The following is a 12,750-nucleotide window of genomic DNA, read 5'->3' as shown; positions in this document are numbered from 1 at the left end:
CATAACCGAAAAGGCGCCTCGACAGGCGCCTTTTCGGCTTCAGGGAAGGTTGTTCGTATAACTACTGATTTACCGGTTTCGCAACGGGGTAAAGCACAGCATCGCGATAGCCTGTATGCACCTGAATCAGCCCTGCCAGCGAAGCATCCAACTCAGGATCACCACTGTCAACGATCAGCGGCCGCCCATCAAGTGCATTCAGCTTGGTTTTGGTCGCCACCACATAGAGACCGCCCCGACCAGCACGCCTGAGCAATTCAGGGCTAAGCTGCTGATTGCCACGGCCGATGATGTGCCCCTGCCCTCCTATCAGAGTGATGACGATCTGCACTGATTGATCTGCCGTTAAGCGCTCCAGCTCGTGGGCAGTACAGTCAGACGCAATCAATTCGCCGTTGCGCACAAGGTCGACACCCAGCAAGGTATTCTCAATCCCAAGCGCATCCATGATGGCCGCCACGGTGGTACCGGAACCGATCAGATAGTTCACGTCCGCGTCCATCTGCTCGATAAAGCCGGCGGCAATATCATCAAGCACCAGCTGCTCATCTTCCTGACCACCGCCGTTTTTAACATGCTGCAGATAGCGGTGCTCGACCGGAACGTTCATTTCGCCAAAAAAGCGAGCCTGTACTCGCCCGGCACGAAAGGCATCTTCATCAAGATCACGCACCTCCTGCCCACCTAGGCTGACCAGCTCACCACGCACCAGCATGGCCAACAACTCTCCTGCGGCGGCAGGTGTAATCGCGTAGACACCGGAGTGAATCTTGACTCCCGCCGGAACACCCAGTACCGGAATCGTATCGTCCACCGCTTCGCAGACATTACGCGCAGTCCCATCACCTCCTGCAAACAGGATAAGGTCAGCACCTGACCCTTTCAGGGCTCGCGCCGCAGCCAAGGTATCATCAGCGGTGCTGGGATCGGTCTGTGGCTTACCGATAACCCGGGTGACAAAGCCCAGCTCACGCGCCAGATCAGCCCCCATATCACCGTCCCAGGTCAGTATTTCAATCTCCATGCCCTGGACAGCCATCAGCGCGACACGCGTACGCTCAATGGCACGCGGGACCGCTCCCAGCTCAAGCGCACGTGCAGCAACATCATCACTCCCCTTGAGCGCCACACTGCCACCCAAACCGGCCAACGGGTTAATGATCAATCCCAGCCTGAAGCTCATCTTTCCATCTCCTCCAGGTAGCCGGTATCCAGTAACTGCTGCTGGTAAATAAAGCCCGCCAGAATCAGACGTGTCTCCTCCTCAAGGTCGATGAACTCAATACCATGACTGAAGGCATTGAGCAGTCCAGCGGCAGACTGATACTGGTTGCAGATACGCGCCGGCAGTAACAGCATATGATCCATACCGGCCACACTGACTCGTGCGGTAACATAGAGCGAGTCACCGGGCTGACCGAGAATACGGGCAGCATCAATACGTGCACCTGACAGACTTAGGTCGCGGCAGCAGGCCGTAATGGCCGGGCTTGAGCCGGGCAGCGCAAACTCATCCGCTTCAATCCTGACAGTCAGATTCATTGCTACACGGGTGTGCTGGCGCACCTTTTTCAATTCGACCTGCTGCGGGTAGGCCAGATGCCAGTAGTGAAACGGTTGCGACTGGATTTGCAACAGGCGTGTTTCGAAGGTACACAGATAATTGCCACTCATCAGCCGAGCGGTAAAACGGGTTCCTGCATGTACCAGCCCCGAGCCGGACGGCTTCGGGCCCGTCACCAACAGGCTTTGATTTTCCTTCAGGCCAATCAGCTGCACCGTAAAACGCTGACGTGGTGAGCGCACTTCCAAGCGTACCTTTTCACCGATCACCGGATTCAGTTCAGCCAGCGTTTTCAGTGTTTTGCCTGGCAAGAAGGCGGACATATCGGTCATGCGTTACCTGTTGTCTGTTGCAGTTGTCCCAAGCGGTTATCGATAGTGAAGCCCAATGCGTCCAGCTGACGCTCAAGCACTCCACTGGCAGAAACGCGCAGGGTAGCGAATTCTCGGCGTTCGGGATACATGCGCCGCAGCTGATCGAATGCCTTACCTTGCTGTTCAGGTGACAGGGACAACGTAGCGCGCAGGGCTCGATCATCCCGGAAGGGGTCATACACCAACCGCACCGGTGTCAGCAGGTCGGCATCCAGTGACAGCGCCAGGGATTCCACCTCGGCGGCGGGCAATATCTTCTCCAGCTTAATAGTCACAGGCCGGCCAAGATACTCACACAGCGCACGATAGAGCATCCAGCTGCCCCGTATCTTTCCATCCAGCGCATAGCCGGCAATATGCGGCGTCGCTACGGCACAGAGTGCCGCCAGCCGCGGATCAACTTCAGGTTCATGTTCCCACACATCCAGTACAAGCGTCACGTCAGGACGCTGCCGCTTGAACGCCAGCAACGCTCGGTTATCGATCACCGACCCACGGCCGGTATTGAGCAGAATCGCATCCGGTTTCAGCAACGCCAGTGTTTCAGCGTTAAACAGATGCCAGCTTGGCCAGGGCCCTGACCTGATCAGTGGCGTATGCAGAGAGACGATATCAGCCTGTTGCAACAGCGTGGCAAGATCAAAAAATCCTGCTTCCCCTTCCTGCTCAACCCTCGGCGGGTCACACAACAGCACTTCGATACCCATGGTTTGTAGCCGCTGCTGCAGCCGGCCACCCACATTACCGACCCCTACAATGCCGACCACCTTGTCAAACAGATCGAATCCCCGCTCACCGGCCAGATGCAACAGACTGCTGAGCACATATTCCACCACCGAGTCGGCGTTGGAGCCCGGCGCACTGCTGAAGCCAATACCCTGCCGCTCAAGCCAGGGCAGATCAACATGATCCGTGCCGATGGTGGCCGTGCCCACAAAGCGCACCGGCGTATCGGCGAGGAGCGCCTCATTCACCTGCGTCACCGAACGCACCAACAGTATATCCGCAGCCACCAGGTCATCACGACACAGCTCCCGGCCGGGGCGGCGTACAAGACGGCCCAGGCCGCCAAACAGGGAATCGAGCGCAGGCATGTTCTCATCGGCCACAATTGTCAGTTCAGCTGTCTTCAAGTTCCTATCCTTATCAGGCCGGGGGCTTTACAAATGCCAGTGAATCAGGCTCAATCACGCGCCCCATTATAAGACTATCCCCCCTTCGGGTCATTGAACGGTAACGCTTCCTTGGTTGTGCGCTGGCAGAAAAATCATGATTTTCTTGTTGTCCGGATCTACCGTGATCTGGCTGGCGATTGGGTCGTGACCCAATGCGAGGGCAACCGGTTAACGCCGAAGTGCTATCACCAGACCCTGACCCCCTCCTATCAGGCAGCGCTGCAGTTGCTGCGCCAGATCAGCCGTGAACAACGTCAGCGAGGCTATCGCCGTACAGCCGCCCATGAAGAACAACTGGGCTTTGATTTCAGTTGAGTTTTTATCACTTCAGCCTTGGCACCCTCACGCCTGCGTTTTATAGTCTCTGACCGCACCAATATGACTGATTGATGGCAGCCAGATGCCTCAGCGCATGGAGAGAGTATGAGCAGATTCGAGTTTTCCCAGATGCCCGACGCCAACGGCTACTTCGGTGAATACGGTGGCCAGCTGATTCCGCCCGAGCTGAAGCAGGTGATGGATGAGATTGACCATGCCTATGAAGAGATCCGCCACCAGCCCGAATTTCAGCAGGAACTGGCCGATCTGTTCACCGACTATGTCGGACGTCCAAGCCCCGTATTCTATGCCCGCCGCCTGAGCGAGAAACTGGGTGGAGCACGCATCTTCCTCAAGCGCGAAGACCTCAACCACACCGGTGCTCACAAGATCAATCACTGCCTAGGGGAAGCCCTGCTGGCCAAATACATGGGCAAGACCAAGGTAATCGCCGAAACCGGTGCCGGCCAACACGGTGTTGCACTGGCAACCGCCTGTGCACTGGTAGGCATCCCCTGCGAAATTCACATGGGTCAGGTCGATATCGAAAAGGAACATCCCAACGTGGTCAAGATGAAAATTCTTGGCTGCACACTGATTCCTGTGACGCGCGGCACTGCCACCTTGAAAGACGCTGTCGACAGCGCCTTTGAAGAATATCTTAAAGACCCTGACAACTTCATTTATGCCATCGGTTCAGTGGTAGGCCCTCACCCCTTCCCGAAAATGGTGCGTGATTTCCAGAGCATCATCGGCAAGGAAGCGCGTGAACAGTTCCAGCAACGTGAAGGCCGTTTGCCCGATTATGTCACGGCGTGCGTCGGCGGTGGTTCCAACGCCATCGGCATGTTCACCGCCTTCCTGGAAGACGAAAACGTCAACCTGGTCGGTGTAGAACCCGCTGGCTTTGGCCTGGATACCGACAAGCACTCCGCCACCATGACTCTGGGCAAGCCCAGTGAAATCCATGGTATGCGCTGCTATGTGCTGGAGCAGGAAGATGGCACACCGATGCCGGTACACTCCATCGCCTCGGGCCTGGACTACCCGGGGGTCGGCCCACAGCACAGCTATCTGAAGGATCTGGGTCGGGTACAGTATGAAACCGCCACCGATGACGAATGCCTGGATGCTTTCATGACCCTGTCCCGTGTGGAGGGGATCATTCCTGCACTGGAAAGCTCACATGCCGTTGCCTGGGCGATGCGCAAGGCCCCAGAGCTAAGCCCGGAACAGTGCATTCTGGTGAACCTGTCAGGCCGTGGCGACAAAGACGCGGATTACGTATCAATCAAGCTAGGACTGTAATTCAGAAACATATAGAAAGAGATAGGACAGCAAATTCAGCATGTTATGGACGGCACGCTTTTCTATCTCTTTCTGAACACCTGCTAAAAGTTTCGCACTTTTCGCACGTACATCGCACGGGATCTGCCAGGATCAGGAAGGTGGTTTTCAAGCACATAGGGATTGGGTGTGAGATTGACGCGAGAGGAGAATCAGCAGCTGCGCCGAGCGGCTGCTGATCCTGAGCAGGCGGGTTACCGCGTCCAGCTTATACGGGTGATTTTGCCGTCGTATACTTCGATCTGGTAGTTCAGATCATCATAGTAATACTGATAAATGCGCCCCCAGCGGCTGTTGCTGTCGCGGCATTCGCTGCGCGAGGGCTTGGTGCAGACTTTGGCTACATCTGAATAGTTGGGGCGGCCGAGGTATCGGCTGAGTTTTGATGCTGGGTCGCCTGCGCGGATGATGTCGCGCCCGTTATCGACACGGATATCGCTTGCCTGAGCGGCGGGGGTTAGCATGAGCGCAGTCAGGGCGACTGCGGTGAGTGTCCTTTTCATTCGTTTCGCTCCGTTGGGTCCTTGAGGCGGTGTACATCCTGCGCTGTGCGCTCACCTTCTATCATGATACTGGATTGAGACAGTTTTGCTAACCTCACCGATCAGGTACCCTGCCCGTTGGATACACACGCACAGGAGGTGCACATGACGCGTACTACCACTCTCACTTTTTCCCGCAAAGATGGCGAGTCTTTAATTCTGGATCACGACATTATCGTAACGGTGCATCATTGCCGAGCCGGGAAAGCTAAAGTGACGATCGTGTCACCCGAGAATGTCGATATTATGAGAGCTGAGCTGCTGGACGATCACGCCGCTGCTGACTGATCCGGCGGGTTGCGCAGCGACTCCATGATCTGCTGCACTTGTTCGACTGTTGTCGCAGCGTTGATCTGATCAGACGCGGCTTGGCGCTGGCCGCACAGGTCTGGGGCTACGGCTCTCCATGCAGCTGCGTTTGCGATGACGCGATGGGCGAGCTCGTCGATTGTGATGTCTCGCCATTGAGTAATGCCAGTGAGATTAGGAGTCGGGGCACTGGGATCAGCCAGATACGCCAGCGCTTCAGCTTCTTGATCTTGCCAAGTGTCGCGCTCGAACCACGGGTATTTCCCCGCGATTGCTTCGGCCTTCTGTTCGAAGATATGGACCAGTTCAGCCTGTGCCTGTTGTTTGACTGTCGCCAAGTCGGGCACGTAGGACTGAGGTGCAGGCGGCTGGTACAGCTCCAGCACGGGAGGAGGCCTGTCGGCATGGAAGCTGGTTTCTAGCTTATTCTGCCATTCCCGGTGGCTTTTGATTTCGCCGGTCTCGGTGTGTTTATATCGGTTCATAATGCGTCCCGTGTTGAGATGTTAATTTTACTCTGACCCCTTTTTCTTGGTAGTTAAAAGGGGTCTGTCCCCTTTTACTCTTCTTTTACTCTTCACTTATCGTGTACGTTCTAATCTCATACGGTGCCCAAGGTGGCTCGCCTGTTACAGTAAGAATGGTTGCCCAGCTTATTCCGTCATCAGAATAATCCACCGTGAATCCCGTAGGAGTTCGTGCCGCCTGAGTGCTTGTCGTACCTGCCTGAATTGCAACTTCCACAATCTCGACAGGCGCTACGTGGTGATAACCCAAAGCGATTGGCAGCTGATCAAATGGACCAGCTGACCAATATAGAGACGGCTCCCCATTAAACGCTCGCTCAGGATTTAAACCCGCTGACTGATAAGGGATGCCGCCATTTGTCGTTGACGGGCCTCCGACTGATTCTCGAAACTCAAGCTCGCCAACTGACGCGCGGTAGTTATCGTGGTCGTCGTCTGAGCTGGTTATATTGATACGCCACCATGTATGACCACCAGATGCCCCGCCAGCGCTTCGCCGCATACACCGCACCGCATCAGCCCCCATCATGTGCGTGATCCTCCATCCCACAGCAGCACGTCACCGCCCACATTTTCGGCGATCACATGCACGAGAGCCTTGCCTGTCGTGTCGACAACATCTGTCATCCAGTGGTCTCCGCCCCATGTAATCACATGCGTGCTGGGTGTGACATACAGCTGCTGTTTTGCGCCGGCTGGCAAACTCCATGTCAGGGTTACATCCCCAGTGGGCGCGAAATGCTGTATGCCGCCTTTGGTGCGGTTGACTGTCACTGCACCGGCTGCGGCCGGGATGGTGTACTCGGTTTCGTGGTAGTTTTTCAGTTCAGCATCGAGAAGCACGCCGCCGGACGTGGGCAACAGGCTCGACACGTCAGGGATGTCAGCAAACGTCTGCGCGGTCTCGGCCAGCTGTACCAGATCGCCCACTATCCACGCTTGCGGCGTGCTGACATCAGCGCCCCAAACAGGGTTACCAGCGTCATAGCGGCGCACGGTCAGATCATTACCTACCACGTCTGTCACATCGACAAACTCGGATCTGACCAGCGTGACGCGACCGTTTACCACTTCATACCGCGCAAGCTGCAAACGGCAATAATCCCCCGGCGCGAGCGCTGGAGGAGGTGTACCGACAGTGATAACTGTGCCGGTATCTGTCAGCGGGGCTGTGAGCCGTGTGCTGTAGTTGTTTAGATATTTACGTGTCATGACTACCCCTTATTAACTCCAGACCCAGCCATCGCCGCCGCCGATCGTGCCGCCGTCATAGCCGCCGCTGTCTTCTGGTACCTGCTCGCTCGGCAGATAGCCGCCGGTCTCGCCCTTGTCGAGTATCTCCAGCCGTTTACCGGTTGCATCATATCGACCGCCTTTAAACTGGCCGCTGGGGTCGTACAGGATCCACTGGCCGTTGCCGATGGCACACACACGGCGCTCCTGACCTTCGGCGTTACAGATCGTGATGCACTCGTTGCACGCCTGCGCGGCTGGGGATGCGTCTGGGTCGCACGTTGACGCGACTATGCAGCCGTTTGCGAGGGTGTAGCTTGTTGTGTTGTCAGACTCCCAGTCTGAGCAGTCGTCGATCATCGGTGGCTCTGTCAGGGCGCAAAACGATGACGGCCAGTTTTCAGGGTCGTTGCCGCAGCCTTGGCGGGTGCCCACCAAATACGTGACTTGTGCACCACTTTCGGCGTTACGATACGTTGCCGACACTTGTCCCAAATTTATGAACGTCCCGCATTGCGTTATGCTACCAAGAATATCTCCGTCCTGATCCTGCCCCACTGGATACTGCTGAGGCACAACCGCACATATTTGTGCAGGCGATGCGTACTGCCCGCTAGGAACTGGGCTTACACCAGTCCAGTAAAAGCCAGCTTGCCACGTGTCATCCGGCACCTCGGTACACTCTTTACACGTCTCCGGCCTCGGAAACCCGCCCGGGGTAAACGTAATCGGCTCTTCTGTCTCGCAGTTGAACCAGTCGGTCTCGCCGTCGCCATCCTCGTCACCTACTTCCGGCACTTCGGCCGGGGCATCTTCGTCGATGGGCTCATTCTCGTCGGGCGTTTTCGGCGTGCCGTCGCCTTCAGTACAGCAATCATCTTGCAGTTCGTTGTACCCGCCGAGGGTGGTTTTGATGCCGTCTATGACGCCGCGTTTTTGCAGTTCGCCCAGGCGTGAGGCCAGGGCTTCGGGGTTGAGTGCGATGCGCTGAACAGCTTCGATCAGTGTTTTTTGTGCTGTAGACATATATCTATCCGTTGATCAGTGTGATGCCGTCAATTTCCAGGGGCACGGTGTATGTCAGGTCGGTCTGATCCTGTTCGATTTCGTCCGTGTACTGCTCGCTGATGTCGCCGATTTCGAGCTGAAACGCACCCTCTTCGGTGTCGTATTCGGCGGTGCTGTCGATCGACACGTCTGCGGGTAGCGCTGCGGGTCGGTCCGGCGGTGCCCAGTCTTCTGCCGGGGGCTGTATGCTGGTGTCCATGTAGCTGACAGCTACGCGGTAGCTGGTCTGGCGAACGCCATCGGCGATTCGGTATTCCAGCCCGACCAGCTGGCCGGTGGTTTGTACGATGCGGTGGTTGAGCTGCACGATATCGCCGAGGTTGCGCGGTTCGATGTCGTGCCGTACCCAGCTGCAGTAGTTTTTGCGGTGGCTGGCGACGAGTTCTTTTTTGCCGATCAGGTATGCCGCGTTGAATGCCTGCTGCAGTTCGGGGCGTTTGTTATCCGCCTGCGCCTGTACCGTTGCGCGGGATGTATCGGGGTCGCGTTTGTTCGCTTCTTTGTAGTCCTCTTCCCACAGCTTGCGGTCAAACTCGGTGTCGATGGCGTAGCTGTGGCTACTACCCTCGACCTCTTCGCCGTAGGCGTCGATGCTCTGCGGTGCAGTCAGTTTTATGGTGTACTCTTCGCGCACCGGTTGAGCTACGCGGCGCAGGAGTGTGGCGGTGATGCCCTGGGCGTATTTCTTTTTGCCGTACGGCCCCCACAGGGTGTCAAGTACCGGCTGGCGGTTGCCGTCGTAGTTGTAGCTTGTGAACTGCTCTAGCGGGTAAAACTCGTGGCTGATCAGCTCCCACTGCCCGAATGACTCCATTTTTTGCATCAGCTGGTCGCGGTCGAATGCACGGCCATCGTATTCGGGGGTGGTGGCACTGTAGCCGCCGATCCGGAGCATGCGCATTTTGTAGGCATCGACTGTGGTCGATACGCTGCGCAGCAGGTTGTAGCGGTACTGCACTGTGATCGTGACCGAGTTGCGCACCTCGGATCGAGTCTGAAACTCGGTGCTCAGGTCGTTGTAGGACACCTCGGCACTGGTTACGACAAAATCCACCGGTTTGCCGGTGGTGCCCCAGCTGTAGTAGCGCAGGTCGCCATCGCGGGTATAACCAAGTGAGCCCGCGGCGGTGCGCATGAGTTCGCGCACGTAATCACGGCCGGTGGCGTCGTCTTTTTGGGTTACGCTGGTGAATACCGCGCCGGTCATTTGCCGCAGTTGCTGCTGCGATTCGCGGCCCAGGCGTTCGTCACGAAGATCGGAACAGCTGAACGCAATGCCCCGGCGTTTGTGTTCGTGGCGGGCGCGTTCGATTGTGCCGGTGAACAGGGTGATCAGCGGGCTGGCTGGGTCCATCCGGTTTTGGTGGGTCATGATTGTGATCGACTTGCCGTGGAATGACGGCACGAAGATCTCTTCCCTATGGGGGAAAAACACGAATACTTGCGCGGTGCTGTTCTGGTCTTCGTTGTGGGTGACGGTAACGGTGTCGAGCGCGGTGCGGCTGCTGACGTCTACGCCGTTGATGATGACGTATGCGGCCGGAGGCCGGTTGCCCGGGTCATACGGCTGGGTGCCGGCGGCAATGACCTGCTGCCGAAATGTGCACAGGCGCCGAGCAGGGTCGACCATGACGCTGGTTTGCTCGAAGGTGCACAGGCGCCGGGCGGGGTCGATCTGGCGAAAACGCACATCCTGCCGAACGGTAGCCAGGCGACGGGCAGGGTCGAGTATGCCGAGCCGCCCCGCGATTGGGGCGCTGCCGGGGATTCTGCTACCAATGGCCATGAATGTCTCACGCTGCGAGGATGTGGGTTTCGTTTTTGTCGAAGCCGAGTTCGATGCTGACGCCGGGGGTTGTGATGCTGGTGGTGACACGGACATGCACCGCAACGGCATTGGATACACCGGAGTAGAGCTGCGGCCCGAGGCTGAGCGGTGCACCGGCAGTGGCGAAATCAAGCCCTGCCGCACTGGTGGCGAGTTTGATTTCGGCCACTTCGTGGCCGGTGCCGGGGTTCAGGTCGCTGGGAAACAACAGGATGTTGCCGCCGTCGGCTGCGACCATGCGGTATGCGCCGTTGTCGACAGGGTCTAGCTCTTTTTCGATGTAGTACAGCACCGCATCTTGCGGCACGCCGGGGTTGTCACTGGTGGTGACAAAGGGCATTGTGCCGCTGAACACCTGTGTGCCGGCTGCGTCGTTGTAGAGTTTCCAGGTCATGGTTTATACCGCTGTTGATACGTTGCTCATGATGTTCGCGAGCTGCTGCAGGAATGCCTGTTCGCCTGTGACGGTGCCGGAGACTTCCCCGCCGTCTTCTTTTTTGACGTTTACAGTGATACTGCCCATGTTCGGCGCTTCGCCCTTGAGCAGCTTTTCCATCACTGCCTGCATTCCGCCTACATCGTATTCATCCGCACGGCCTGTGCTGAAACCCCACTTGCCATTTATGTCGGCCGTTGCCGCCGAGTGCCCGTAAGGGTTTTTCTGGTAGGACTCCAGTATTTCTTTCATACGCTTGGCAGCCGCCTCGGCTGAGCCGGTGGCACCGTTTGCGATGGCGTTTTGGTATTCCTGTGCGGCACGGGAGAAATTCCGGTCGACTTGATCACCCTGTTTTTTACCATCTTTGGGAGTGCCGAAGATTTTATCCCAAGCGCTGTTGCCCGAACCTTGCTTTGCGCCCATTGCCGCCGCAGCGGCATTGAGTGCCAGCGTGTTCTGTTCGGTTGCCGATGTATTGCCATCGGTTGAGGTAACTACGGGGTCGTTCGCTTGGACTATTTTGTCTTTCAGAGCGTTGATCTCAGCCAGAACAGGCGCAACATTTTGGCCCGGAGAATTCATAATTTGCTGCTGTAGGGCTGCTATCTCGTTGCGCCATTGTGTGACCTGCTCGGACTCCCCACCTCCTTCTTGCTTGTTAAAGCCCTCAATGACTTTTTCCTTTGCCTTTCCAACTGATCCAATTAGCTCCTTCATCCGTGCAGAGTGCTCGGCAGCATCCTGTACCATTTTTACACGCGCAGCCGCTGTACCATCAGCGGCGGAGTCAAACGCTTCAGCCATCATCAGCGCCTTACGTTCCAACTCATCCGCACCCAAAAACGCGCCATTGGGCGTGTATTTCGCAACACTTGCCGCCTTTGCCACACCCTTTGATATGTAGCTGCCCATTATCTGACCAGTACCGACAATGGTGTTGAACGCCAATTTCACATCGTTGATCATGTTGATCAGCGTCTCAAATCCCTGAACAATCTTCTGAATCGCAGTGAGCGCACCGGTCGTCATCCTCTGAGCAACATTTTCAACACCGCCCATTTCTTGGATGAACTCCACTGTCTTGCTAACCAGGACCTCCATTGCAGGCACGACTCCAACCGTTACCTTTTGTTGCAGCCCAGTGAAAATAGTATCCAAATCTGTCTTGGCATCGTTATAGGCTTGCACCGCTTCAAGAGCAGGCGAGGAAAACGAAACACCAAGGCTGTCAAACCGTTTACCAAGCTCATCCAGATTGGCGGCAAATGTGTTTACCAGACCGACCCCTTCGCTATCGAAGATTTTCATGGCAAGCTTGATCCGGTCCCCTTGTATTGGGATACCTTTCATCGCTTCAGCTATCGCATAAAACTGTTTATCAGGTGACATGCCTGCCAACTTTTCTGCATCCAGCCCAAGCTCAGCAATAGCCTTTCTAGCCTCGCCTGTTCCGTCGGCGGCTTCCGCCACGCGCCGGGTCATGCGCTGCAGGGCGGTACCAAGCGTGTCCTGTGATATGCCAGTTAGGCTTGCCTGGTACTCCAGCTTTTGCAAAGCCCCAACACCCAATCCAAGCTTATCCGCCTTCTTCGCCAAAGCATCCAGCTGGGCCGCCTGCTTTTCAACAATCGCGATGAATCCTGTACCAGCTGCACCAGCGGCAGCAACAGCCCCAAAAAAAGCAATGCCAGCCTTTGAGGCAATGCTCTTCATGGAGCCAGCCCACTCTTTGGCGCTGTTTTTTGTGGTTTTGAGCTGCTCAACCAGCTGGGCAGAATTGGCGCCCAGCGTCACCACCAGCGTGGCCAAATTTGCCTTGCTCATTACTTCTCTCCCAGCTGCCGTTCTATCCAGTCAGCCTGCTCTGAAGGGGTGCGCATCGACTGCATCAGCAAGTCTCTGTATTCCTGATCTTCCTGAATGCGCCGAAACTCAATCCATTCCAGTATTTCGTCAGGCGGGTATTCCTGCTCTACCTGCCTGACGCTTTTTCCGTGCCGGTCCGCCAGCTGGAATAAAAACATTC

Annotated in this window: 14 protein-coding genes; 3 read left to right on the top strand and 11 right to left on the bottom strand. The window is 56.5% G+C overall.

Features of this window, described 5'->3' with window-relative positions:
* Positions 1-61: 61 nt before the first annotated feature.
* From ACAM29_RS02720 to pdxB, 3 genes are read right to left on the bottom strand one after another with little or no spacing between them, the layout of a single operon-like run.
* Positions 62-1,183 carry an ATP-NAD kinase family protein gene (locus ACAM29_RS02720; RefSeq protein ID WP_369623137.1) on the bottom strand — a complete coding sequence of 374 codons (1,122 nt, stop codon included), beginning with the start codon at positions 1,181-1,183 and terminating at the stop codon, positions 62-64.
* Positions 1,180-1,896, bottom strand: coding sequence for a flagellar brake protein (locus tag ACAM29_RS02715; protein WP_354405853.1), 717 nt, complete (start codon positions 1,894-1,896; stop codon positions 1,180-1,182). Before ACAM29_RS02715 ends, ACAM29_RS02720 begins: the two co-directional genes overlap by 4 nt.
* Positions 1,893-3,071 (bottom strand): 4-phosphoerythronate dehydrogenase PdxB, encoded by a 1,179-nt coding sequence (gene pdxB / locus ACAM29_RS02710; RefSeq protein ID WP_369623136.1) that lies wholly within the window; start codon positions 3,069-3,071, stop codon positions 1,893-1,895. Before pdxB ends, ACAM29_RS02715 begins: the two co-directional genes overlap by 4 nt.
* 117 nt (positions 3,072-3,188) lie before the next feature.
* Here pdxB and ACAM29_RS02705 point away from each other — a divergent pair, with 117 nt between their 5' ends.
* Together ACAM29_RS02705 and trpB are read left to right on the top strand one after the other, a co-directional pair.
* Complete coding sequence (locus ACAM29_RS02705) at positions 3,189-3,428, top strand: hypothetical protein (protein ID WP_369623135.1); 240 nt, start codon at positions 3,189-3,191, stop codon at positions 3,426-3,428.
* Between the two features lie 108 nt (positions 3,429-3,536).
* The gene (gene trpB, locus ACAM29_RS02700) at positions 3,537-4,739 is read left to right on the top strand and encodes a tryptophan synthase subunit beta (protein ID WP_369623134.1); all 1,203 of its coding nucleotides are present in this window, start codon (positions 3,537-3,539) and stop codon (positions 4,737-4,739) included.
* 233 nt (positions 4,740-4,972) lie between these two features.
* Here trpB and ACAM29_RS02695 read toward each other — a convergent pair whose 3' ends face one another.
* Positions 4,973-5,281, bottom strand: a complete 309-nt coding sequence (locus tag ACAM29_RS02695; RefSeq protein WP_369623133.1) for a hypothetical protein — start codon at positions 5,279-5,281, stop codon at positions 4,973-4,975.
* A gap of 144 nt (positions 5,282-5,425) precedes the next feature.
* Between ACAM29_RS02695 and ACAM29_RS02690 the strand changes: the two genes are divergently transcribed.
* Complete coding sequence (locus ACAM29_RS02690; RefSeq protein ID WP_369623132.1) at positions 5,426-5,608, top strand: carbon storage regulator; 183 nt, start codon at positions 5,426-5,428, stop codon at positions 5,606-5,608.
* Here the strand turns inward: ACAM29_RS02690 and ACAM29_RS02685 are convergent.
* The 7 genes from ACAM29_RS02685 to ACAM29_RS02655 all read right to left on the bottom strand — a co-directional run bounded on the left by ACAM29_RS02685 (position 5,590) and on the right by ACAM29_RS02655 (position 12,748).
* Complete coding sequence (locus tag ACAM29_RS02685) at positions 5,590-6,114, bottom strand: hypothetical protein (RefSeq protein ID WP_369623131.1); 525 nt, start codon at positions 6,112-6,114, stop codon at positions 5,590-5,592. The genes ACAM29_RS02690 and ACAM29_RS02685 overlap by 19 nt on opposite strands.
* Before the next feature lie 567 nt (positions 6,115-6,681).
* Complete coding sequence (locus ACAM29_RS02680) at positions 6,682-7,368, bottom strand: hypothetical protein (protein ID WP_369623130.1); 687 nt, start codon at positions 7,366-7,368, stop codon at positions 6,682-6,684.
* Between the two features lie 12 nt (positions 7,369-7,380).
* Positions 7,381-8,415 (bottom strand): hypothetical protein, encoded by a 1,035-nt coding sequence (locus ACAM29_RS02675; protein WP_369623129.1) that lies wholly within the window; start codon positions 8,413-8,415, stop codon positions 7,381-7,383.
* Positions 8,416-8,419: 4 nt separating this feature from the next.
* Positions 8,420-10,243, bottom strand: a complete 1,824-nt coding sequence (locus tag ACAM29_RS02670) for a hypothetical protein (protein WP_369623128.1) — start codon at positions 10,241-10,243, stop codon at positions 8,420-8,422.
* Between the two features lie 7 nt (positions 10,244-10,250).
* A complete protein-coding gene (locus ACAM29_RS02665) occupies positions 10,251-10,679 on the bottom strand; it encodes a hypothetical protein (protein WP_369623127.1) in 429 nt (142 codons plus the stop codon).
* Between the two features lie 3 nt (positions 10,680-10,682).
* Positions 10,683-12,548, bottom strand: a complete 1,866-nt coding sequence (locus tag ACAM29_RS02660) for a hypothetical protein (protein ID WP_369623126.1) — start codon at positions 12,546-12,548, stop codon at positions 10,683-10,685.
* Positions 12,548-12,748: a hypothetical protein gene (locus ACAM29_RS02655; protein WP_354412381.1), complete on the bottom strand. Its 201-nt coding sequence runs from the start codon at positions 12,746-12,748 to the stop codon at positions 12,548-12,550. Before ACAM29_RS02655 ends, ACAM29_RS02660 begins: the two co-directional genes overlap by 1 nt.
* Positions 12,749-12,750 lie beyond the last annotated feature (2 nt).

The sequence above is a fragment of the Marinobacterium sp. BA1 genome, from assembly GCF_041155135.1.
GTDB classification, from domain to species: Bacteria; Pseudomonadota; Gammaproteobacteria; order Pseudomonadales; family Balneatricaceae; genus Marinobacterium; species Marinobacterium iners.
This window is presented reverse-complemented; position numbering and strand designations above follow the sequence as displayed.